Here is a 21994-nt window from a genome sequence, read left to right as displayed (position 1 = left end):
GACGCCCGGGCGGCTCCGTCGTTCCGAGCGCGATCCTGCCGGTCCTCGCAGCCGCGGACCGCGCCCCCCGGTGCGGCCGCTCCGTTGGTAGCCTCGCCGGACATGGACTCCTCGTGGATCGTCGTCGCCGCCGCGGGAGAGCACCCGGCCGAGCCCGTCCTGCGCCCACGGCGCCTGTTCACGGGCGTCGTCGTCCTGGCGCTGGCGCTGATCGCCGGCATCGGCCTGCTGGACGTCCAGGCCGCCCGGAGCCTCGCCGAGAGCGAGGCGATCGACGACGCCGCCGACACCGCCGACCTGCTCGCGGAGGTGATCGTCGAGCCCGCGCTCTCCGAGGGCGTGCTCTCCGAGCAGCCCGGCGCGATCGCGGCGCTGGACTCGGAGATCCGCGCCCACGTCCTCGACGCCTCGCTCGTCCGCGTGAAGCTGTGGGACCGGACGGGGCGGATCCTCTACTCGGACGAGCCGCGCCTGCTCGGCCGGGTGTTCGACCTCGACGAGGACGATCTCGAGGCCTTCGAGGACGACGCCGTCCACGCGGAGGCCTCGGACCTGCAGGCGCCGGAGAACGTGTACGAGCGCGACAGCGGCCGCCTGCTCGAGGCCTACCGCTCGGTGCGGACCCCCTCGGGGCGGCCGCTGCTCTTCGAGAGCTACGTCCGCTACGACGAGGTCGTGGAGCGCAGCGGCGAGCTGTGGCGCAGCTTCGCGGCCATCTCGCTCGGCAGCATCGTCCTCCTGGTGGTCGTGCTCCTGCCCGTGCTCGCCCGGCTGATCTCGCTCCTCGACCGGTCCCGCCTGCACCGGGAGGCGCTGCTGCAGCGCGCGCTGGACGCCTCCGCCGACGAGCGCCGGCGCATCGCCGCGACGGTCCACGACGGTGCCGTCCAGGACCTCACCGCCGCCTCCTTCGCGGTGCACGCCCTCGCCCAGCAGGCGGGGACGGAACGCGGCGCGCCGCTCGCCCAGGAGCTCGCCGGGGTCGCGACGACCATCCGGGCCGGTCTCGGCGGGCTGCGCTCGCTCCTGGTCGACATCTACCCGCCGAGCCTCGCCGACGCCGGCCTCGCCGCCGCACTGCAGGACCTCGCGACGACGACCCGGGCCCGCGGAGTGGAGGTCGTGGTCGACGCCCCGCCGATGACCGGGCTCGACGCCGCCGGGGAGCGCCTGTTCTTCCGGGTGGCGAACGAGGCGCTGGCCAATGTGGTCAAGCACGCGGAGGCGGACCGGGTCCGGGTGCGGCTGCGTCGCCTCCGCACGCGGAAGGGCCGCTCGACCGTCCTCGACGTGGTCGACGACGGCGTCGGCTTCGACGCGGAGGCGGCTCTCGCCCGCCCTGCGGAGGGGCACCTGGGTCTGCGCATCCTGCGGGACCTCGCGCTCGAGCACGGGGCGGAGCTGCGCCTGCGCACGGCGCCCGGTGCCGGCACGCACTGGCGGCTGGAGATCGCGGGATGATCGGCGTCCTGATCGTCGACGACCATCCGCTGGTGCGTGCGGGACTCGCCGGTCTCGTCGGCGCCGCGGAGGGTCTCCGCGTGCTGGGCCAGGCCTCCAGCGGTGAGGAGGCGCTCGCCCTCGCTCCCGGTCTCGCTCCGGACGTGGTGCTGATGGACCTCTCGATGCCGGGGATGGACGGGATCGAGGCGACGGCCCGCCTCCGCGAGGTCCTCCCCACCACCCGGGTGGTCGTGCTCACCTCCTTCGACGACCGCGCCCGCGTGCTCGCCGCTCTCCGCGCCGGCGCCCAGGGGTACCAGCTGAAGGACGCCGATCCGGAGTCGGTGCTGGCCGCGATCCGCTCGGCGGCCGCTGGAGACGCTCCCCTGGATCCGCGGGCGGCGCGCGCACTCCTGCCCGGCGCGGGACCGGGCGGGCTCGGCCTGAGCGTCCGGGAGGAGCAGGTGCTGCGGCTGATCGCCTCGGGCTTCACGAACCGGCGGATCGCGCACGAGCTGGGGATCGCCGAGCGCACGGTGAAGGTGCACGCCGGCCACGCCTTCACCCGCATCGGCGTGCGCGACCGCACCAGCGCGGCCCTCTGGGCGCGCGACCACCTGGCGCCCTGACCCGCGGGAGAGGGGTACTAGTACCAAGGTCCGATCGACGCGCGCCGCAGGACGCGCGAGGGTGGCCTCCTACCCCGCACCGGCACGGCGCCGGTCGACAGGAAGGCCCTCGATGTCCCCCTTCAGCAGAACCGCTCGCACCGTGGCGATCGCCGCGGCCGCGCTGCTCCTCACCGGCCTGGCCGCCTCCCCCGCCCAGGCCAAGACCACCTCCGCGGGCGGCGACTACTCCGTCACCGTGAACGGGACCACCTACAACCCGGCGGCCGGTCGCGACGTCAAGCTCAAGGACGTCGCCGCGACCGGCACGATCGCGGTCCGCGGCGTCAACAACCGCTTCGACCTCCGCCCCTCGACGCTCGGCGTCTACGACTACACGCTCACCGGGGCTCCGGACACCCAGCGCATGGTCACCGCTCCGACGGTCGTCTTCTCCTCCAAGGTCCCGACGCTCACGGCCGCGCAGCGCGCGGGCGTGCGGATCTCGTCGCTCGAGGTGAAGGACGACAGTCTCGTCGTGATCCTGCAGACGGCGACCGGCAAGCTCAAGGTCCAGGCGAAGGACGGCGCGCAGGGCGGCATCTTCCAGATGGAGCCCGAGTTCGCGGGGAACGTCGAGCTGGTGCACACGCTGGGCCCCGGCCTCTTCTACTTCGTCAACAGCTTCACCGGGAAGATCAACTTCGGGAACGGCGTCGACGCCGTGACTCCGGCGCAGAGCGCCACCGGCTACCACTCGATGCTGCTGGGCAAGGACAGCCCTCAGGTCGCGACGAAGACCTCGCAGACGGCCACGACCACCACCTGGTCGGTCGCTCCCGGCGGGCGTCTCGGCGGAGTGCTCGGCGAGGACGCCGTGGAGCTCTCGCAGGGCGCCACCAACTGCACCAGCCAGTGCCAGGCGCAGAACCGCATCAACGGCTCCCTCCCCGTGCCGCCCGACCCGGTGGACCCGACGCCGATCGGCTGACACGTCCGGCCGGACGAGCCCGGGCCGTCGAGACCCCGCTCCCGCGAGCGGTCTCGAGGGCCCGGGGCTCGTCCGTGCCGCCGCCAGGGCTTCCGGCGGCCGGGGGACACGGTGTTCACTGGGCGCATGCGAGCCATCTGGAAGGGCGCGATCACCTTCGGCCTGGTCAACGTGCCGGTGAAGATCTACAGCGCGACCGAGGACCACGACATCCCGCTGCACCAGGTGCACGATAAGGACGGCGGGCGGATCCGGTACCAGCGCAAGTGCGAGATCTGCGGCGAGGTCGTCACCTTCGACCACATCGACAAGGCCTACGACGACGGCGAGCGAACGGTGGTCCTGTCGAAGGACGAGCTCAAGGCCCTGCCGGAGGAGCGCGACCGCGAGATCGACGTCGTGCAGTTCGTGCCCAGCGAGCAGGTCGACCCGATCATGTTCGACCGCGCCTACATCCTGGAGCCGGATTCCTCCTCCCCCAAGGCCTACGTGCTGCTGCGGCGCACGCTCGAGCAGACCGATCGGACCGCGATCGTCGAGTTCGCGCTGCGCCAGAAGACCCGCCTGGCGGCGCTGCGGGTGCGCGGCAAGCTCCTGATGCTGCAGACCCTGCTCTGGGCGGACGAGGTGCGGGAGGTCGAGTTCCCGTCGCTGGAGGGCAGCACCCGGATCGCGGCGCGCGAGCTCGAGATGTCGGCGCACCTGGTCGACTCCTACTCGGAGGACTTCGACGCCGCGAAGTTCCACGACGCGTACCAGGAGGAGCTGCGCACGCTGATCGACGCCAAGATCGACCAGGGCGACGCCCTCGACACCGCCGCGACCTTCGGCGAGGCGCCGGAGGAGGAGGGCGGCGGCGGCGAGGTGCTCGACCTGATGGAGGCGCTCAAGCGCTCGGTCGAGCGCAGCCGCGGGGCGAAGGGCGCGCCGGCGGAGGAGGCGCCCGCCGAGAAGAAGGCCGCGACGAAGGCGGTCCCGAAGAAGGCGGCGGCGAAGGCGGCGGCCAAGGCTCCTGCGAAGACCGCCGCGAAGAAGAAGTCCGCCGCGAAGACGTCCGACACGGAGAAGACCGCCGACGTGCCCGCGAAGAAGCGGACCCCGAAGAAGGCCGCGGCGGCGGAGAAGGCGGCGTCCTAGCCCCGCCGGATCCGGCCGGTCGGGGCTCGCCCGCGCATCAGGCCCGCTCGGCCGCCCGGCCGGGCTCCTCGGCCGCGTCCAGATCGTCCACGTCGTCGAGGTCGACAGCGACCGAGCTGACCAGCGCGAGCAGCGCCTCCGCGTAGGCGTTCTCGGCGGCCGCGTCCTCGAAGGTCCGCGCCCGCCCGCCGAGCTCGACCTCGACGGCGAACCGCGCCTCCGGCTCCATGAGGCGCCGGAGGGAGCGGAAGGTCCCGCGGAGGAGCTCGCGCAGCTGGTCCTCCCGCGGCAGCCAGAGCGAGTCCTCCAGGGAGACGGAGTCGAGCGCCCACTCCGTGGTGCCGTTGAAGCCCAGGACGGTCCCGCTCGGGTACTCGTGCGCCTCGATGGTCATGTCGCTGACGGTGAAGACGTCGCCGTCGAAGCCCTCGCGCTCGATGCGGAAGCGGTCACCGGTGCGGGGCGTCCAGCGCACGCCCGCCGTGCGCAGGGCACGGGCCAGCTCGAAGGAGATCATCCGACGAGTGTGGCCCGCGAAGCCGCGAACGCGCCGCGAGCGGCAGCTGCGCGCCCCGATGTCGGTGGATGAGTTTACGTTCATGAAACGTCCGGTTCACAGGCCGGGCACCCGCACTGCATAGCGTGACCATGCGTGCCCCTTCCGGGGGTGCGCCGGCCGCGCCGCGCGGCGACGACGCTGCGACCGCTCTTCCGAGCGGCGATCGAGAGGACCACCATGCCCGACTCTCCCACCCCGCCCGACCGCCGCCGGAGGCGCGGGCTCGGCCTGGCGGCCCTGACCGGCCTGGCCCTGGCGGCCGCTCCGCTGGTCGCGACCTCCGCCACGGCCGCGCCCTCGGGCGACGAGCTCGTCATCAGCGAGGTCTTCGCCCGCGGAGGCTCCGCCGGCGCCGCGTTCAGCAACCGCTACGTGGAGCTCTACAACCCCACCGCCGCCGAGATCGCCATCGGCGGCCTCTCGATCCAGTACCGCTCCGCGACCGGCACCGCGAACCCCACCACGACCGTGCCGCTCACCGGCTCGGTCCCCGCGGGCGGCCACTTCCTCCTCGCCGGCGCCAGCAACGGCACCAACGGCGCGGCCCTGCCGACGCCCGACCAGAGCGCGAACGGCCTCAACATGGCCGCAGCGGGCGGCACCCTCTTCCTCGTCGAGGGGACCTCGGCGCTCGTGGCTCCGCCCACCGGCGCCGCCGCCCAGCCGGACGCGGTGATCGACCTCGTCGGCTACGGCACCTCGAACACCTTCGAGTCGTCCGTCGCGACGGTCCCCTCGCTCACCCAGACCATCGCCCGCGCGGACACCGCCACCGGCGACACCGACGTCAACTCGACCGACTTCGTGCTCGGCGCACCGACCCCGCAGGCCGCGGGCACCGGATCCGAGCCCGAGCCCACGACGCCGCCGACGACCCCGCCGACCACTCCCCCGACGACCCCGCCGACCGACGTCCCGGCGGTCTCGATCGCGGAGATCCAGGGCACCGGCGACGCGTCGCCGCTCGTCGGCAGCACCGTCACCACCTCCGGCGTCGTCACCGCCCGCTACCCCTCCGGCGGCTACAACGGCTACGTCATCCAGACCCCCGGCACAGGCAGCGAGAGCTCGCGCACGGCCTCCGACGCCGTCTTCGTCTTCTCCTCCGCCTCCGTCGGGTCGGTCGCGATCGGCGACCACCTGCGCATCACCGGCGAGGTGAGCGAGTACAACGGCCTGACCGAGCTCACCCCCACCTCGGCCGCGACCGTCGTGAAGCTCGACGCCGCCGCCGCGCCGGTCCCGGCCGCTGCCGCGCTCCCCCGCACCGCCGCCGAGCGCGAGGTGCTCGAGAGCATGCTGATCGCCCCGCAGGGCGCCTACACCGTCACCGACACCTTCGACCTGAACAGCTTCGGCTCGGTCGGCCTCGCCGCCGGCACGTCCCCGCTGCTCACGCCGACCGAGGTCGCCCGCCCCGGCTCGCCGGAGCTCGCCGCCGTCGTCGCCGACAACGCCGCCCGCGCGATCACCCTCGACGACGGGGCCTCGATCAACTTCCTCGGCGCCGCCGCGAACAAGGCGATCCCGCTGCCCTACCTCACCCCGACCGCGCCGATCCGCGTCGGCGCTCCGGCGACCTTCACCCGCCCCGTCGTCCTCGACTACCGCAACGGCGGCTGGGCCTTCCAGCCGACCACGCAGCTGACCGTCGAGAACGCCGGCGACGTGCAGCCCGCGACCTTCGCGAACACCCGGACCGCGAAGCCCGAGGCCGTCGGCGGCGACCTGTCGATCGCGTCCTTCAACGTGCTCAACTACTTCTCCACCACCGGCGACTCGATCACCGGCTGCACCTTCTACACCGACCGCGACGGCGACCCCGTCACGGTCAACAGCGGCTGCGACGCCCGCGGAGCGGCGAACGCCGACGACCTCGAGCGCCAGCAGGCCAAGATCGTGACCGCGATCAACACTCTCGGCGCGGGCGTCGTCTCGCTCGAGGAGATCGAGAACTCGGCCAAGTTCGGCAAGCCGCGCGACGAGGCCCTCGCCACCCTGACCGCCGCGCTCAACACGGCGGCCGGCTCCGAGGTCTGGGCCTACGTCCCCTCCCCCGCAGCGCTCCCCGCGCTCGCGGACGAGGACGTCATCCGCACCGCCTTCATCTACAAGAAGGCGGCGATCGAGCCGGTCGGCGAGTCCGTCGTGCTCAACGACACGGTGAACTTCTCGAACGCCCGCAAGCCCCTCGCCCAGGAGTTCCGCCTCCTCGGCGACAGCGCCAGCGAGTTCGTCGCGATCGTGAACCACTTCAAGTCGAAGGGCTCCGGGTCCGGCGCCGACGCCGACCAGGGCGACGGCCAGGGCGCCTCGAACGCCTCGCGCGTGAAGCAGGCGACCGCCCTCGTCGCCTTCGCCGACCGCCTCCGCACCGAGAAGGCCACCGAGCTCGTCTACCTGCTGGGCGACTTCAACGCCTACTCGAAGGAGGACCCGGTGAAGGTCATCACCGACGCCGGCTACATCGACCAGGGCGCGAAGGACGGCAAGTACTCGTACTCGTTCGACGGCGCGGTCGGCTCGCTCGACCACGTCTTCGCCTCGCCCGCGGCCGACAGGACGGTCACCGGGGTCGACACCTGGAACATCAACAGCGGCGAGTCCGTGGCACTGGAGTACAGCCGCTACGACTACAACGCGACGATCTTCTACGACACCTCGGCGTACCGCTCCAGCGACCACGACCCGGTCGTCGTCGGCCTCGACCTGCCCGAGACCCAGACGGACCCGGAGCCCGAGCCCGTCACGGTCATCGACGTCGCGACCACCGCCTCCACCAAGCGCCTCGCCGTCGTGCGGACGCTGACAGTGTCGGCGGTGAACAACGGACCGGAGACGGTCTCGATCGAGATCACGACGGCCTACGGAAGCAAGACGAAGAAGTCGGTCAAGCCCGGCCAGTCGTTCACGGTGAAGACCGTGACCGTCTTCAAGCCGATCAAGGCCGGCACGGCGACCATCGAGGTCACCGCGCCCGACGGCACCGAGCGCGTCTACAAGCAGGCGTACCGCGGCGCCTGATCCCGCGCGACCCCTGATCTCGACGAGCTCCGGCTCCTAGAGTTCGGGGATGCCCGAGGGAGACAGTGTGCACCGTCTCGCCGCCCGCCTCAGGCGGGCGGCGGACGGGCGCACCGTCCTCGAGGGCGAGCTGCGCTCCGGGGAGGCGGCCGGCACCTCCCTCGCCGGGCTGCGGATCCTCGAGCACGACACCCACGGCAAGCACCTCCTCACCTGCTTATCCGGCGGATCGACCCTGCACACCCACCTGCGGATGCAGGGCTCCTGGACCGTGACCGCACCCGGACGCGCGGTCCCCCGCTCGGTGCAGAAGGACGTCCGCGTCCGCCTCCGCCTCGACGACGGCTCGACCGTCTGGGGCATCGACCTCCCGGTCGTCGAGCTCCTCGCCACCCGCGACGAGCCGCGCGCCGTCGGGCACCTCGGTCCCGACCCGCTCCGCGCGGACTGGGACGCCGACGAGGCCGTCCGGCGCCTCTCCCGCCTCCCGGACCGGCCCGTCGTCGCCGCGCTCCTCGACCAGCGCTGCCTCGCCGGCCTCGGCAACCTCTGGGCCAACGAGGTCTGCTTCCTCCGCGGCGCCTGGCCCTGGCGGCCGATCGGCTCCCTCGACGTCCGCGCCCTCGTGGCGACCGCGGCGAGAGGCCTCCGCGCCTCCGTCACGATCCCCGGGATGTTCCAGACCACCACCGGCGACGCCCGCCGCGGCGAGCGGCACTGGGTCGCCGGGCGCGCCGGGCGCCCGTGCCTGCGCTGCGGCACGACGGTCCTCGTCCGCGAGGAGGTCCGCGACGACCCCGAGCAGCGCCGCACCTGGTGGTGCCCGCACTGCCAGCCGGAGCCGGCGACCGCCGCCGACGCCCGCGTACCGCTGCCGACGGCCCCTGCGTAGGCTGGCCGCATGACGAACGAGTGGGGAACTCCGGATCCGTCCGCCCGGCGAGACCGGTCCGCGGAGGTCGTCCCGGCCGCCGCCTCCGGCGAGGCGGTGGAGCCCGCCCGCGTCGAGGACGCCGAGCGGGCGCTGGCCGTGCGCGAGGTCAAGCGGCGCCGCGACTTCCTGGGCTCTGTCGGCGGATGGGCCAGTGTCTCGGCGATCACGACCGCGGTCTGGGTCGCCACGGGGGCCGACGGCTACTTCTGGCCGATCTGGCCCATGATCGGGATCGGGATCGGCGTGGTCGGCCAGGCCGCCTCGATCTGGGGTCCCACCCGCAAGGAGATCACCGAGGCGGACATCGCCGCCGAGATGCAGCGCCGGGAGAAGCGCGGCCGCTGATCAGTCCAGGCGGCCGACCGAGGTGACGCGGACGACGGCCGCACCCTGCTCGTCCGACTCGGCGAGGTCGACGGTCGCCGAGATCCCCCAGTCGTGGTCGCCGGCCGGATCGTCGAGGATCTGCCGCACGAGCCACTGCGTCGGCTCCTCGGTGACGAGCAGCATCTTCGGCCCCCGGGCGTCGGGCCCGATGCCGATGCTGTCGTGCTCGTCGTAGTAGTCGTCCAGGGCGGCGCCCCAGGCGTCGGCGTCGAAGCCTGCGGCGGCGTCGAGCTCGCCGAGCGCCTCGTGGTCGTCGAGGGCGGCGAGCGTGACGCGGCGGAACATCTCGTTGCGCACCAGCACGCGGAAGGCGCGGTGGTTGGCGGTGAGGCGGCGCGGAGCGGGCGGCACGATCGCCTGGTCCGCCGCGTGGAGCGCCGGGTTGACCAGCTCCTCCCACTCGTCGACCAGCGAGGAGTCGACCTGGCGCACCAGCTCGCCCAGCCACTCGATCAGGTCGTGCAGCTCCTCGTTCTTGAGCTCGTCGGGGATGGTCTGCCGGGCCGCGCGGAACGCGTCCGACAGGTAGCGCAGCACCAGTCCCTCCGAGCGGGAGAGCTTGTAGAAGGCGGTGTACTCGCCGAAGGACATCGCCCGCTCGTACATGTCGCGGACGACCGACTTCGGCGAGAGCTCGAAGTCCTTCACCCACGGCTGCGCGGCGGTGTAGGTCTCGAAGGTCGCCTCGAGGAGCTCCTCGAGCGGCTTGGGGTGCGTGACGGACTCGAGCAGCTCCATCCGCTCCTCGTACTCGATCCCCTCGGCCTTCATCGCGGCCACGGCCTCGCCGCGGGCCTGGAACTGCTGCGCCCCGAGGATCGGGCGCGGATCGTCGAGGGTCGCCTCGAGCACCGAGATCACGTCGAGCGCGAAGCTCGGCGACTCCGGGTCGAGCACGTCGAACACGGCCAGCGCGAACGGCGAGAGCGGCTGGTTGAGCGCGAAGTTCGGCTGCAGGTCGACGGTCAGGCGGATGCGGGTCACGCCGTCGGCGCCGACGCTCTGCTCGACCACGCCCGCCTCCCGCAGCGTCCGGTAGATGCCGAGCGCCCGGCGGGCCAGCTGCAGCTGCCGCTTCCACGGCTCGTGGTTGTCGAAGATCAGGGCGTGCACGTTCGCGTAGGCGTCGCCGCCGCGGGCGATCACATTCAGCAGCATCGCCGAGGTGATCGTCATGTGCGAGGTCAGCGTCTCGGGCTCCGCGTCGACGAGCTTGCGGAAGCTGGGCTCCCCCCAGCTGACGAAGCCCTGGGGCGCGCGCTTGGCGACCCACTTCCTCCGCTTCTTCGGGTCGTCGCCCATCTTGTCGAGAGCCTTCCGGTTCTCGGACTCGTGCTCGGGGGCCTGCACGACCACGGTCCCGGCGGTGTCGTAGCCGGCGCGACCGGCGCGGCCGGCGATCTGGTGGAACTCGCGGGCCGAGAGCTGGCGCGTCCGGGTGCCGTCGTACTTGGTCAGCGCGGTGAGCAGGACGGTGCGGATGGGGACGTTGATGCCGACGCCGAGAGTGTCCGTGCCGCAGATCACGCGCAGCATGCCCTGCTGGGCGAGCTGCTCGACCAGCCGGCGGTACTTCGGCAGCATGCCCGCGTGGTGCACGCCGATCCCCAGCCGGAGCAGGCGGGAGAGGGTCTTGCCGAACGCGGTGGTGAAGCGGAAGCCGCCGATCACCTCGGCGATGCGGTCGCGGTGCTCGCGGGTGGCGATGTTCGCGCTGGTGAGCGCCTGCGCGCGCTCGAGCGCGGCCGCCTGCGAGAAGTGCACGACGTAGACCGGCGACTGGTTCGTCGAGAGCAGCTCCTCGATGGAGTCGTGGATCGGCGCGATCTCGTAGAAGTAGTGCAGCGGCACCGGGCGCTCCACACCGGTGACCCGGGCGGTCTCCCGCCCCGTGCGGCGGCTGAGGTCGGCGGCGAGCGCCGTCACGTCGCCGAGGGTGGCCGACATCAGGACGAACTGCACGTGCGGGAGGGTGAGCAGCGGCACCTGCCAGGCCCAGCCGCGCGCCGGGTCCGCGTAGAAGTGGAACTCGTCCATCACGACCTGGTCGACCGGGGTGTCCTCGCCGTGCCGGAGCGCGAGGTTCGCGAGGATCTCGGCCGTGCAGCAGATGATCGGCGCGTCGGCGTTCACCGAGGAGTCGCCGGTGACCATCCCGACGTTGGAGGCGCCGAAGACGTCGACCAGCGCGAAGAACTTCTCGGAGACGAGCGCCTTGATCGGCGCCGTGTAGAAGCTGCGGCGTCCGGAGGCGAGCGCCGCGGCGTGCGCGCCGATCGCGACGAGCGACTTGCCGGTGCCGGTGGGCGTCGAGAGGATCAGGTTCGCCCCGGACGCGATCTCGAGCATGGACTCGTCCTGGGCCGGGTAGAGCGGCAGGCCGCGCGACTCCGCCCACTCGGTGAAGGCCAGGTAGACCGCGTCGTCGTCGACGCGCCCGTCCGCGTCGGGCGTCGGCATCCGGTCGAGCAGCGTCGAGGTCATCCCCCCATCCTCCCAGCCCGCGGCCCTGCGCGAGGCGTCACGGACGGTCGTGATTGCGCTCCGATGACGACCGTTCGTGACGCCTCACCGCGGTCAGAGCGCCGGGGTGAGGGCTCCTTCGGCGAGCGCGACGACGCGGTCGGCGTCGGCCAGCACGGCGGGGTCGTGCGAGACGCAGACCACCGTCGCGCCGCGGTACGCCTCCGCGCGCAGGACCGACCGGATCCGCTCCGCACTCGCAGCGTCGAGACCGGTGGTGGGCTCGTCCAGGAGCAGCAGGTCCGCCCCGCGGGCGAGCCCCTGGGCGAGGAGCGCCCGCTGCCGCTGACCTCCGGAGAGCACCGCGAAGGGCTCCCGGGCGAGCGCGGCGATCTCCATCCGCTCGAGCGCCGTCGCGATCGCGTCCGCGGCCCGCGCGTCGCTGCGGCGGAGGCGGCCGAGCCGGCCCCAGGTGCCCACCGCCACCACGTCGCGCACCGTCACCGGGAGGCGGTCCGGGATCGACGCCCGCTGCGGCACGAAGGCGATCGCTCCGGTGACGTCCCTCGTGCCGGACGTCAGAGGACGCACTCCCGCGATCACCTCCAGGAGCGTCGACTTGCCGGCGCCGTTCGGCCCGGCGATCGCGGTGAGCGAGCCCGCGGCGACGTCGAGGTCGACGCCCGCGAGAGCGCGGCGGGAGCCGAAGTCGACGTGCGCGCCTCGGAGGCGGACCGGGGGCTCGGGCAGGGGTGAGACGTCCATCCCGACGAGCGTACAGGAGTGATAACCGTTCTCATTATCGTGTACGGTCGGGCACCATGCCCAGCCTCCTCGCCGGAATCCTCGAGCCGTTCGCTCTCGACTTCCTCCAGCGCGCCCTCCTCGGCGGCGTCCTCGTCGCGGTCCTCTGCGGCGTGGTCGGCACCTGGGTGGTCCTCCGCGGGATGGCCTTCCTCGGCGAGGCCCTCGCCCACGGGATGCTCCCCGGAGTCGCCCTCGCGACGGTGCTCGGCGCCCCCGTCCTCGTGGGCGGCACGGCCAGCGCGGTGCTGATGAGCCTCGGCATAGCCGCCCTGCAGCGGCGCGGACGCCTGTCCTACGACACCAGCATCGGCCTGCTCTTCGTCGCCATGCTCGCGCTGGGGGTCATCGTCATCTCGCACTCGGGCAGCTTCGCCACGGACGCGACCTCCCTCCTCTTCGGGGACATCCTCGCGATCACCCCCGTCGACATCGGGCTGCTCGCCGCCGCCGCCGCCGCCGGCCTGCTCGTCGCAGCGGTCTTCCACCGTCCGCTGGTCGCCCTGGCGCTGGACCAGCGCATCGCCGCCGTGCTCGGTCTCGGTCCCCGCTCGGCCCAGGCGGCGCTGGTCGGCCTCGTGACGCTCGCCGTCGTCGCCTCCTACCAGGCGGTCGGCTCGCTGCTCGTCGTCGGACTGCTGCTGGCTCCCGCGGTCGCGGCGGGGCACTGGACCACCCGCATCCCGACCCGGATGCTGCTCGCGTCGATCCTCGGCGCTGCCTCCGTGCTCATCGGCCTGCTCGTCTCCTGGCACGCGGCGACGGCCGCGGGCGCCTCGGTCGCCGGCACGGCCATCGCGGTCGCCGCCGTGTCCTGGGCGATCCGCTCGGCCGCGTCGGCCCTCGCGTCCCCCTCGGCCCCTCAGCCGGTCGCCGCGTGAGGCCTCCCCGGCACCGCCCCTCCCCCGCTCCCCCTCGAAAGGACTCCGTGCACTCCCGAACCACCGCCTCCACCGTCCTCCTGGGCGCTCTCGCGCTCGGCCTGGCCGCCTGCTCGACCGACGCGTCCGCACCGGCCGCCGACGACACCGGCTCCGGCCACGGCGCCGTCGCGAACGCCGCCGAGCTCGCCGAGCCGCGCCTGGGGCTGACGTCGATCGACCCGTCGGGCGCCGTGTCGCACCTCGACCTCCTCGACGAGAGGGTCACCGGCCTCGGCACCATCGGCGCCCCGAGCGCGATGACGACCGACGGCCGCTACCTCTTCGCGCAGACTGACGCGGGCGTCGAGATCGTCGACAGCGGCGTGTGGACCTGGGACCACGTCGACCACTTCCACTACTACCGCGCGGACCCTCGCCTGATCGGCACGGTCGAGGGCGCCGGGACGGCCGTCGTCGCCACGACGAACCTCTCGACCACCGGCGGCACCGGACTCTTCTTCCCCGACTCCGGCGAGGCTGTCCTCCTCGACACCGAGGCCCTGTCGAAGGGCGAGATCGTCGAGCGGTTCCGGAAGGACGTCGACCCCGGACCCGGGATGGTCGTGCCCGTCGGCTCGGCCGCGCTGGTGACCGAGGGATCCGGATCCGGGGCGACCGTCGCCGGCTACGACTCGGACGGCGAGCCGACGGGCCTGCGCGAGGCCTGCCCGGATCCGGCCGGGACGATCACGACCCGCGTCGGCGCCGTCATCGGCTGCTCCGACGGCGCGCTCCTGGCGTCGATCGAGGACGAGGAGCTCGTCGTCGAGCGGATCCCCTACCCCGCCGGCACCTCCGCGCCTCCTGCCACGTCCTTCGACAATCGCGAGGGCCGCCCCACGGTCGCCGGTCTCGCCGGCGAGGCGGGCATCTGGCTCCTCGACACCCGGGAGCGCTCGTGGCGCCTCCTCCCCTCGCCCGCACCGCTGGCGCAGGTCACCGCGGTCGACGACGCGGACGAGACCGTCCTCGCCCTCGCCGCCGACGGCCGCGTGCTGGTGCTCGACGGCTCCGACGGCGCGGTCCTCGCCGAGACCGCGCCCCTCGTCGCGGACACGACGGCCGACGGCTCGCGGCCCGTCCTGATCGCCGACCAGCAGCGGGCCTACCTGAGCGCGCCGGCCGAGCGGAGGCTGCACGAGATCGACTACGCGGACGGCGCGCGCCTCGCCCGCACCTTCGAGACCGCCACCGAGCCGGCCTTCACGGCGGAGACGGGCCGATGAGGCGCCGCTGGGCGCTCGCGTTCGCCGCGGCGGTCCTGCTCCTGTCGGGCTGCACCGCCGCGGAGGAGGACGACCGGCCCCTCGTCATCGTCTCCACCAACATCCTCGGCGACGTCGTGGGCGAGCTCGTCGGCGACGAGGCGCAGGTCGTCACGCTGATGAAGCCGGACGCCGACCCCCACTCCTTCGAGATCTCGGCGCAGGAGGCGGCGCGCCTGCGCTCCGCCGACCTCGTCGTCTCGAACGGGCTCGGACTCGAGGAGGGCCTGCAGCAGCACCTCGACGAGGCCTCCGGAGCGGACGTGCCCGCGTTCGTCGCCGGCGACGCCGTCGACGTCCTCGACTACAGCGAGGGCGAGGCGGAGGGGAGCCCGGACTCGCACTTCTGGACGGACCCCGGCCGGATGATCGACGTCGTCGACTCCCTCGGGCCCGTGCTCGCCGAGCTCGACGGCGTCGATCCGGCCGCCGTCCGGGACCGGACGGCCGAGTACCGCGCCGAGCTCGAGCGGCTCGACTCCGAGATGGCCGCGGCCTTCGCCGCGATCCCCGCCGAGCGCCGCGCCCTCGTCACCAACCACCACGTCTTCGGGTACCTCGCCGACCGCTTCGACTTCGACGTCGTCGGCGCCGTCATCCCCGGAGGCACGACCCTCGCGGCGCCGTCCGCCTCCGACCTCGCCGATCTCGTCGACGCGGTCGAGAAGACCGGCGTCCCCACGGTCTTCGCGGAGTCCTCGTCTCCCGACCGCCTCGTCCAGGCGCTCGCGAGCGAGGCCGACATCCGCGTGGAGGTGGTCGAGCTGTTCACGGAGTCCCTGACGGGGCCCGAGGGCGGCGCCCCCGACTACCTCGCCATGATGCGCGTCAACACGCAGCGCATCGCCACCGGGCTCTCGCCCTGAGCCCTCCGATCCACCACCAGGAAGAAGAAGCACCCATGCAGAACACCCACCTCCGGCGGGCGGGCCTCGGCCTGATCGCCGCCTGCTCGATCACGGTCCTCGCGGCCTGCTCGTCGAGCTCGACCCCCGCGGCCGAGTCCTCGGCGGCCACCGCGCCGGCCACCGAGGCGGCGGCAGCCGCAGGCGCCCGTGTCGCCGTCGCCTACGAGGGCGGCATCCTCGTCCTCGACGGCGAGACCCTCGAGACCGTCGCGGACCTGGACTCCGAGGAGTTCACCCGCCTCAACCCCGCCGGCGACGACCGTCACGTCATGGTCACCATGAGCGAGGGGTTCCAGCTCCTCGACACCGCCGCCGGCACCGGCGGCGAGCCGGAGCTGACGGACATCGTCTTCCCCGCGGACACCCCGGGGCACGTCGTCCGGCACGCCGGGAAGACCGTCCTCTACGCCGACGGCACGAGCGACACGACCGTCCTCGAGACCGCCGACCTCGCGACCTCGGACGGGATGCCCGAGACCGAGACCATCCCGGGAGTCGACGCGCACCACGGCGTCTCGATCGTCCTCGAGGACGGCACCTTCCTCACCACGGTCGGCGACGCCGACGGGCGCACCGGCATCGAGGTGCGCGACGCCTCCGGCGCCGTCGTGGCCACGAACGACCAGTGCCCCGGAGTCCACGGAGAGGGCACGGCCGAGAACGAGGTCGTCGTCTTCGGCTGCGAGAACGGCGCCCTGGTCTACGACGGCGGCGAGATCACCAAGCTCGAGGCGCCGGACCAGCCCTACGGCCGCATGGGCAACGCCTGGGTCAGCGAGACCAGCCCGGTCGTCGTCGGCGACTACAAGGACGACCGCGACGCCGAGGGCTACCTCCTGCACCGCGTCGCGCTGATCGACACCGAGGCGAAGACCCTCGACGTCGTCGACCTGCCCGAGGGCGTCGAGTACACCTTCCGCGGCGTCGCCCGCGGCCCCGACGACCTGGCGTACATGATCGCCTCGGACGGCGCGATCCACGTGCTCGACCCCGGGACCGGCGAGCTGACCGCCTCCTACCCCGTCGTCGACGCGTGGGAGAGCCCGGTCGAGTGGCAGGACCCGCACCCCGCGATCACCGTCGCCGGCGACATCGCCTACGTGACCGACCCGGCCGCCGACAGCATCCACGCCGTCGACCTCACCACCGGTGAGATCGTCGCCACGGGCGAGCTCGACGTCACTCCGAACGAGATCGCCGTCGCCGCGAGCTGACGACAGGCACGGAGGAGGGGCGCGGGGCCGTGGGCTCCGCGCCCCTCCTGTTCACCTGCGAGGGGCAGGATCTCCGCATGACGACCGACTTCGATCTCGACCAGGTGGTGCGCGACGTGACCGCGAACGTGCGCAAGAAGTTCCCCGACCACTCCGAGGAGCAGGTCGCGCCGCTCGTGCGCGAGGAGCTCGCGGGGCTGCAGGACCGGCCCGTGCAGGACTACCTGACGGTGCTCACGGAGCGAGCGGTCAAGCGCCGCCTCAAGCGCGAGGCGCGCGGGGAGTAGACCGGGTCAGGCGAGCGCCCGCTCGATCGACGCCCGCAGCGCCGGAGCCGGCCGGAGCGCACCCGCCTCCTCCGCCTCGAGGAGCGCCTGCGCATCCGCCGGGCTGTGCTCGCGGTACCAGCGGTCGACCGGGACACCGTGCCCGGGCCGGCTCAGCACCTCGACGGCGTCGCCCGCCTCCACCGAGCCGCGGTGCAGCACCCGCAGGTACGCGCCGGTGCGCCCCTCGTCGGCGAAGCGCTTCACCCACTGCGGCTCTCCGAGGGCCCGCTGGAACGTCGCGCACGGCGTCCGCGGCATCGTCACCTCGACCTCGACCGCCTCGCCGATCCGCCAGCGCTCGCCGATCACGGCGCCGCTCACGTCGAGGCCGCCGATCCGCAGGTTCTCGCCGAACACCCCCGCGGCCATCGGCCGCCCCAGGCGCTCCGCCCACCAGAGCGCGTCCTCGTCGGAGTAGGCGTAGAGCGCCTTGTCGAGGCCGCCGTGGTGCGCGCGATCGGCCTGCACGTCGCCGTAGAGGCCCAGATCGCGCACGCCGACCGGGCCCTCGACGGGCCGCTTGTCGATCGCGGTCACGCCGACCGTGCCGGGGTCGGGCAGGAGGCGGGCGACACGGCACACGGCGAGCAGTCGGGGCATGCCGCCATGGTGCCAGCACTAGGCTCGCCGCGTGCGCGACGCGACCGCTCCTCCCCGGCTCGACCCCCTCCTCCTCGACGGCCTCGCCGAGGGGTACGCCGGTGACACGGGCGCCCGGGAGCACGCCGAGGGGCTGCACTTCGCCGGCACCGACCTCACCGGCGCCGATCTCACCGCGGCCTCCTTCAGCGAGTGCCTGCTGGAGGGAGTGGTCCTGGACGGCGCCCAGCTGCGGGCCGCGTCGATCGCGGAGTCCCGGCTGGAGCGGCTGGACGTCCCCGGGCTCTCGGCCCCGCGGAGCCGGCTGCGCTCCGTCGAGCTGCTCGCCTCCCGGGTGGGCTCGGCGGAGCTCTACGAGAGCACCTGGGAGCAGGTGCGCGTCGCCGACTGCAAGCTGGGCTACCTGAACCTCCGCGGCGCCGCGGTGCGCGACGTGCTGCTCGAGCGCTGCACGATCGACGAGCTCGACCTGGCGGGTGCGACCGGCACGCGGCTGCGCCTGGTCGACTGCGACGTCCGCTCCCTCGATCTCTCCCGGGCGCGGATCGAGCACCTCGATCTGCGCGGCGCCGAGCTGCACGTGCTCGCCGGGCTGGACGGCCTCCACGGCGCCACCCTCTCGGAGCTGCAGCTCAGCCTCCTGCTGCCGCTGTTCGCGGAGCACTTCGGGGTGCGGGTGGGCTGAGCCGCCCGCCTAGCGCCGGGGCGCGATCAGCCGGGTCAGCGCGCGGCGGCCGAGGAGGAACACGGCCAGCACGACGGCCGTCACGATCACGAAGCTCCACTGCACGCCCTGACCGGAGGCGATCCGCAGCAGCATCCCGCCCGCGACGGTCACCGCCCACACGACGAGCCCGGCGGGCACGATCCGGTCCGGCGAGCGCCACGAGCGGGTGACGACCCAGCCGAGCAGGAGCGCCGCCAGGAACGGCCAGAGCGTGGTGAGCAGGCCGACGAGGGCCGACCCCTCGTCGTGGCTCCCGCGGCCGATCAGCACGAAGACCAGGACGAGCACGGCGTCGAGGGCGAGGCCGAGCCCCGCGTGCCGGGTCATGCGGGCTCCGTCACGAAGTCGATGAGCTGCTCGACCCGGCCCAGCAGAGCCGGCTCCAGGTCCTGGAAGGTGCGCACCCGGCCGAGGATGCGCTGCCAGGCGCGCGCGATGTCGGCCTGCTCCTCGTGGGGCCAGCCGAGCGCCTCGCAGATGCCGTGCTTCCACTCGGTGCCGCGCGGGATCTCGGGCCAGCGCTCCAGGCCGATCCGGCCGGGCTTCACGGCCTGCCAGACGTCGATGTAGGGGTGGCCGACGACGAGGACGTGGGCGCCGTGGGGGCCGGCGGCGACCTGGTCGGCGATCCGCGACTCCTTCGAGCCGCGCACCAGGTGGTCGACGAGCACGCCGATGCGGCGCCCCGGACCGGGCCGGAACTCGTGCACCAGCTCGTCGAGGTTGTCGACGCCCTCGATGTACTCGACGACGACGCCCTCGACCCGCAGGTCGTGGCCCCAGACCTTCTCGACCAGCTCGGCGTCGTGCCGGCCCTCGACGTAGATGCGGCTGGGCAGGGCGACCCGCGCCTTCGCGTCGGCGACGTGGAAGGAGCCGGAGGCGGAGCGCGCGCGACCGAGGCCCGCGTCGCGCTTCAGCCCGGGCGCCTTCAGCGACACCGGCTTGCCCTCCAGGAGGAACCCGGGGCCGAGCGGGAACACGCGGACCTTGCCGAACCGGTCCTCCAGCCGCACCATCCGCAGCTCCACGCCGAGTACGGCGCCCACGAAGCCGGAGGCGACCTCCTCGACGACCAGATCGCGCTCGGCCTCGACGACCGCCACCTCGACCCTGCCGCGGGCCCGCCAGTCGCCGGCGAGCACGTCCTGCCCGTACCTGTCCTCGTCCATCGCACCGAGGGTAGCCGGAGGCGCGCGGGACGCCGCGCGGACACGGCGCATGCACCTCTGCTTACATGAGCAGATGACCGAGGACCTCGAACCCGCCGCCGAGCTCTTCAAGGTGCTGTCCTCCTCCTCCCGCCTGCGCCTGCTCCGGGCCCTCGCCGAGGAGACGTCGACCGTCGGGCGGCTGGCCGAGGTGACCGGGCTCTCGCAGCCGCTGGTCTCGCAGCACCTGCGGATGCTCCGCACCGCCGGGCTGGTCGCGGTCGAGCGCGTGGGCCGGGAGGCGCACTACTCCGTCGCCGACACCCACGTCACGCACATCGTCGACGACGCGGTCCGGCACGCACTCGAGGGGTGAGCCAGCGTTCTTGTCGGGAACGATGATCGCTCTCGATGAGGCGCATCCATTGCAATGCGTTTATGGATCTGGTCGACTGGAGTCCGTCGCGTCCGCGGCCCCCGCATCCGGAAAGGCAGCACCATGAGCACCACCGATCTCCACGCCGAGCACCCCGTCACCGAGCACGAGCACGGCGAGGGCTGCGGCCACCCGGCCGTGCAGCACGAGGACCACGTCGACTACGTCCACGGCACGCACCACCACGCCCTGCACGGCGATCACTACGACGAGCACGAGTCGGAGGCCGAGCACTCGAGCACCGAGCACGAGCACGGCGACGCCTGCGGCCACGAGACCGTGCAGCACGACGACCACGTGGACTACGTCCACGACGGCCACAGGCACGCCGCTCACGCCGGCCACTACGACGAGCACTGAGGCCGCGCGCGACGGGAGGGCCCGCACCCTCCCGTCGGCGCTCAGCCCTGACGGGCCTTGAAGCGCGGGTTCAGTGCGTTGATCACGAAGACGCGGCCGCGGCGGCGGACCACCTGCGAGCCGGGCTGCGCCTTCACCGACCTGAGGGAGTTGCGGACCTTCACGGATGCTCCTGTCGTTAATGAGAACTGTTATCGATAGAGTAGCGGCTCATGGATCCCCGCCACCCCGCACCCCCCGCACTCGCCGTCACCCTCGTGAGCGCGACCGAGCCCCACGACGCCGCGCGGACCGCCGCGCTCCTCGCCGGCAGGCCCGAGTCCCAAATCGACATCGAGGTCGACCTGCCCGGCGCCGACGGCCCCGCCTTCGCGGAGGAGCTGCACCGGCGCCTCGCCGCCGACGCCGACGACGGTCACCGCGGTCACACCGTCGTCGCCCTCGACGCCGAGGCGGACCCGCTCGAGATCGGACTCGTCCTCGAGCACCTCTGCGCGCAGCGGCATCCGGCCGACACCCGCATCGCGATCCTCGACGTGGTCGCCGTGACGTCGACAGAGGAGATCCTGCGCGTGCTCTGCGGCGGCGCGGGCCCCTCGTCCGACTCGGCGGAGCGCCTCGCCGCCCGCCTGGAGTTCTCGAGCCTCATCGCGCTCGCCGAGCCCCACTCCGACAGCGACCCCGAGCGGACCGCGCTCGTCCGCGACCTCCTGCGAGCGCTCGCCCCCTCCGCCGACCTCGTCCCCGTCGGCGAGCACCCGGCGGAGCCCCGGAGGCTCCATCTCCGGCGCGCGCACGCGATCGCCTCCTCGATGGGCTGGCAGTGCGCCCTCAACGGGACCTCGCGGCGCCGCGCCTCGGGCACGCCCGTCGAGGAGTTCGTCTTCCGCGATCCGCTGCCCTTCCACCCCGGCCGCCTCAGCGCGGCCGTGCACGGGGAGCTGGTGGCGGAGAAGGTGGGGCGCATCCTCCGCTCCCGCGGCCTGGTGCGTCTGGCGACCCGCGCCGACCGGGTCGGCTCGTGGTCGGTCGCGGGCGACGTGCTGACCCTGGATCCGACGAGCCTGCTCAGCTGGGACGAGGACGCGCCTCTGGGCCAGGAGCTCGCCTTCTTCGGGACCGGCCTGGACACCGGGAGGCTGACCGCCGTCCTGCAGAGCTGCCTGCTCACCCCCGAGGAGCTGCTGGCCGGCCCGGCCGCCTGGGCGGAGTACGCGGACCCGTTCCCGCGCTGGGTGGACGAGCACCGGAACTGAGCCGGGCGTCCCGCTCGCCACCCGCGGCCGTCGCGCCTCACCCTCGCCGGGTGGCGAGCGAGCGGGCGGTCCTCCGCGTGCGCCAGCGGGCTCGTGGAACCCGCCCGATCAGTGAAGCCCGGCGACGACCGCGCCAGTCTGAACGGAGCCGATCGACGCAGTCGGCTCCGTCGCCGTCGGACGATTCCGGCCATCGCGTCGGCATGCGACGCCAGTGAAGGACAGCTCATGACACCTGATCACGACATCGGCCGGGCGATCCGCCGCGAGCTCCGCACTCCCGTTCTCGGAGGACTCGCGATCCTGCTCTTCGGCGGAACGGCGGTGCTCCTGCTCCTGTTCTGGTTCACCGACGCACGCGGCGTTCTCACGCCCTTCGTCGGGCCCGGAACGGGACTCGTCCTCACCGCTTTCACCGTGGCGGTGGCTCGACGCGCGAGACGGCGCCTGCGCGCGGAGGAGCGGGACAGCTGAC

General features: G+C 73.3%; 24 protein-coding genes. 17 read left to right on the top strand and 7 right to left on the bottom strand.

Going from position 1 to position 21994, the window contains the following annotated elements; translation table 11 throughout:
- Nucleotides 1-102: 102 nt before the first annotated feature.
- From GSU45_RS05140 to GSU45_RS05125, 4 genes are all read left to right on the top strand, one after another.
- The gene (locus GSU45_RS05140; RefSeq protein WP_159913256.1) at nucleotides 103-1461 is read left to right on the top strand and encodes an ATP-binding protein; all 1359 of its coding nucleotides are present in this window, start codon (nucleotides 103-105) and stop codon (nucleotides 1459-1461) included.
- Nucleotides 1458-2072, top strand: coding sequence for a response regulator transcription factor (locus tag GSU45_RS05135; protein WP_159913254.1), 615 nt, complete (start codon nucleotides 1458-1460; stop codon nucleotides 2070-2072). The genes GSU45_RS05140 and GSU45_RS05135 overlap by 4 nt, the downstream gene beginning before the upstream one ends.
- 112 nt (nucleotides 2073-2184) lie before the next feature.
- Nucleotides 2185-3042 (top strand): hypothetical protein, encoded by an 858-nt coding sequence (locus GSU45_RS05130; RefSeq protein WP_159913252.1) that lies wholly within the window; start codon nucleotides 2185-2187, stop codon nucleotides 3040-3042.
- Between the two features lie 126 nt (nucleotides 3043-3168).
- The gene (locus tag GSU45_RS05125; protein WP_159913250.1) at nucleotides 3169-4179 is read left to right on the top strand and encodes a Ku protein; all 1011 of its coding nucleotides are present in this window, start codon (nucleotides 3169-3171) and stop codon (nucleotides 4177-4179) included.
- Between the two features lie 37 nt (nucleotides 4180-4216).
- Here GSU45_RS05125 and GSU45_RS05120 read toward each other — a convergent pair whose 3' ends face one another.
- On the bottom strand, nucleotides 4217-4696 hold the full coding sequence (locus tag GSU45_RS05120) for a pilus assembly protein CpaE (RefSeq protein WP_244248224.1): 480 nt from the start codon (nucleotides 4694-4696) through the stop codon (nucleotides 4217-4219).
- A 219-nt stretch (nucleotides 4697-4915) separates the two neighbouring features.
- On the opposite strand from GSU45_RS05120, the gene GSU45_RS05115 reads away from it, so the two are divergent.
- Genes GSU45_RS05115 through GSU45_RS05105 form a run of 3 tightly spaced genes read left to right on the top strand, consistent with a single transcriptional unit; the run spans nucleotide 4916 to nucleotide 9041 of the window.
- Nucleotides 4916-7762 (top strand): ExeM/NucH family extracellular endonuclease, encoded by a 2847-nt coding sequence (locus GSU45_RS05115; protein ID WP_159913248.1) that lies wholly within the window; start codon nucleotides 4916-4918, stop codon nucleotides 7760-7762.
- A gap of 49 nt (nucleotides 7763-7811) precedes the next feature.
- On the top strand, nucleotides 7812-8654 hold the full coding sequence (locus GSU45_RS05110; RefSeq protein ID WP_159913246.1) for a DNA-formamidopyrimidine glycosylase family protein: 843 nt from the start codon (nucleotides 7812-7814) through the stop codon (nucleotides 8652-8654).
- Nucleotides 8655-8663: 9 nt separating this feature from the next.
- The gene (locus GSU45_RS05105; protein WP_159913244.1) at nucleotides 8664-9041 is read left to right on the top strand and encodes a 2TM domain-containing protein; all 378 of its coding nucleotides are present in this window, start codon (nucleotides 8664-8666) and stop codon (nucleotides 9039-9041) included.
- Here GSU45_RS05105 and GSU45_RS05100 read toward each other — a convergent pair whose 3' ends face one another.
- Complete coding sequence (locus tag GSU45_RS05100) at nucleotides 9042-11567, bottom strand: DEAD/DEAH box helicase (protein ID WP_159913242.1); 2526 nt, start codon at nucleotides 11565-11567, stop codon at nucleotides 9042-9044.
- A gap of 93 nt (nucleotides 11568-11660) precedes the next feature.
- On the bottom strand, nucleotides 11661-12311 hold the full coding sequence (gene aztA, locus GSU45_RS05095; protein WP_159913240.1) for a zinc ABC transporter ATP-binding protein AztA: 651 nt from the start codon (nucleotides 12309-12311) through the stop codon (nucleotides 11661-11663).
- A gap of 56 nt (nucleotides 12312-12367) precedes the next feature.
- Between aztA and aztB the strand changes: the two genes are divergently transcribed.
- The 5 genes from aztB (at nucleotide 12368) to GSU45_RS05070 (ending at nucleotide 16947) form a co-directional block, all read left to right on the top strand.
- Complete coding sequence (gene aztB / locus GSU45_RS05090; RefSeq protein ID WP_159913238.1) at nucleotides 12368-13231, top strand: zinc ABC transporter permease AztB; 864 nt, start codon at nucleotides 12368-12370, stop codon at nucleotides 13229-13231.
- Between the two features lie 47 nt (nucleotides 13232-13278).
- Entirely contained in the window at nucleotides 13279-14499 is a 1221-nt protein-coding gene (locus tag GSU45_RS05085; RefSeq protein WP_159913236.1) for an ABC transporter, read from the top strand.
- Nucleotides 14496-15404, top strand: a complete 909-nt coding sequence (gene aztC / locus GSU45_RS05080) for a zinc ABC transporter substrate-binding protein AztC (protein WP_159913234.1) — start codon at nucleotides 14496-14498, stop codon at nucleotides 15402-15404. The genes GSU45_RS05085 and aztC overlap by 4 nt, the downstream gene beginning before the upstream one ends.
- Before the next feature lie 35 nt (nucleotides 15405-15439).
- Nucleotides 15440-16660 (top strand): zinc metallochaperone AztD, encoded by a 1221-nt coding sequence (gene aztD, locus GSU45_RS05075; protein ID WP_159913232.1) that lies wholly within the window; start codon nucleotides 15440-15442, stop codon nucleotides 16658-16660.
- A gap of 77 nt (nucleotides 16661-16737) precedes the next feature.
- Nucleotides 16738-16947 (top strand): hypothetical protein, encoded by a 210-nt coding sequence (locus tag GSU45_RS05070; protein ID WP_068254857.1) that lies wholly within the window; start codon nucleotides 16738-16740, stop codon nucleotides 16945-16947.
- 6 nt (nucleotides 16948-16953) lie between these two features.
- On the opposite strand, the gene GSU45_RS05065 is transcribed toward GSU45_RS05070, so the two are convergent.
- Complete coding sequence (locus GSU45_RS05065; RefSeq protein WP_159913230.1) at nucleotides 16954-17589, bottom strand: MOSC domain-containing protein; 636 nt, start codon at nucleotides 17587-17589, stop codon at nucleotides 16954-16956.
- Between the two features lie 31 nt (nucleotides 17590-17620).
- Here GSU45_RS05065 and GSU45_RS05060 point away from each other — a divergent pair, with 31 nt between their 5' ends.
- Nucleotides 17621-18274, top strand: a complete 654-nt coding sequence (locus tag GSU45_RS05060; RefSeq protein ID WP_159913228.1) for a pentapeptide repeat-containing protein — start codon at nucleotides 17621-17623, stop codon at nucleotides 18272-18274.
- 9 nt (nucleotides 18275-18283) lie between these two features.
- Here GSU45_RS05060 and GSU45_RS05055 read toward each other — a convergent pair whose 3' ends face one another.
- A complete protein-coding gene (locus GSU45_RS05055; protein ID WP_159913226.1) occupies nucleotides 18284-18643 on the bottom strand; it encodes a DUF3054 domain-containing protein in 360 nt (119 codons plus the stop codon).
- Nucleotides 18640-19488, bottom strand: coding sequence for a DUF3097 domain-containing protein (locus GSU45_RS05050; protein WP_159913224.1), 849 nt, complete (start codon nucleotides 19486-19488; stop codon nucleotides 18640-18642). The genes GSU45_RS05055 and GSU45_RS05050 overlap by 4 nt, the downstream gene beginning before the upstream one ends.
- Before the next feature lie 73 nt (nucleotides 19489-19561).
- On the opposite strand from GSU45_RS05050, the gene GSU45_RS05045 reads away from it, so the two are divergent.
- Together GSU45_RS05045 and GSU45_RS05040 are read left to right on the top strand one after the other, a co-directional pair.
- Nucleotides 19562-19843, top strand: a complete 282-nt coding sequence (locus GSU45_RS05045) for a metalloregulator ArsR/SmtB family transcription factor (protein ID WP_104222235.1) — start codon at nucleotides 19562-19564, stop codon at nucleotides 19841-19843.
- 123 nt (nucleotides 19844-19966) lie between these two features.
- On the top strand, nucleotides 19967-20263 hold the full coding sequence (locus tag GSU45_RS05040; protein WP_159913222.1) for a hypothetical protein: 297 nt from the start codon (nucleotides 19967-19969) through the stop codon (nucleotides 20261-20263).
- Between the two features lie 41 nt (nucleotides 20264-20304).
- Here the strand turns inward: GSU45_RS05040 and ykgO are convergent, their stop codons facing one another.
- On the bottom strand, nucleotides 20305-20427 hold the full coding sequence (ykgO, locus tag GSU45_RS05035; RefSeq protein ID WP_104280808.1) for a type B 50S ribosomal protein L36: 123 nt from the start codon (nucleotides 20425-20427) through the stop codon (nucleotides 20305-20307).
- A gap of 48 nt (nucleotides 20428-20475) precedes the next feature.
- Between ykgO and GSU45_RS05030 the strand changes: the two genes are divergently transcribed.
- Nucleotides 20476-21519: a GTP-binding protein gene (locus GSU45_RS05030; RefSeq protein WP_159913220.1), complete on the top strand. Its 1044-nt coding sequence runs from the start codon at nucleotides 20476-20478 to the stop codon at nucleotides 21517-21519.
- 228 nt (nucleotides 21520-21747) lie between these two features.
- Entirely contained in the window at nucleotides 21748-21993 is a 246-nt protein-coding gene (locus GSU45_RS05025; RefSeq protein ID WP_159913218.1) for a hypothetical protein, read from the top strand.
- Nucleotide 21994: the final 1 nt, after the last annotated feature.

It is taken from the genome of Rathayibacter sp. VKM Ac-2801, from assembly GCF_009834245.1.
Classification (GTDB): Bacteria; Actinomycetota; Actinomycetes; order Actinomycetales; family Microbacteriaceae; genus Rathayibacter.
Note: the sequence above shows the minus strand (reverse complement) of the source record. Positions and strands in the feature narration are given on the sequence as shown.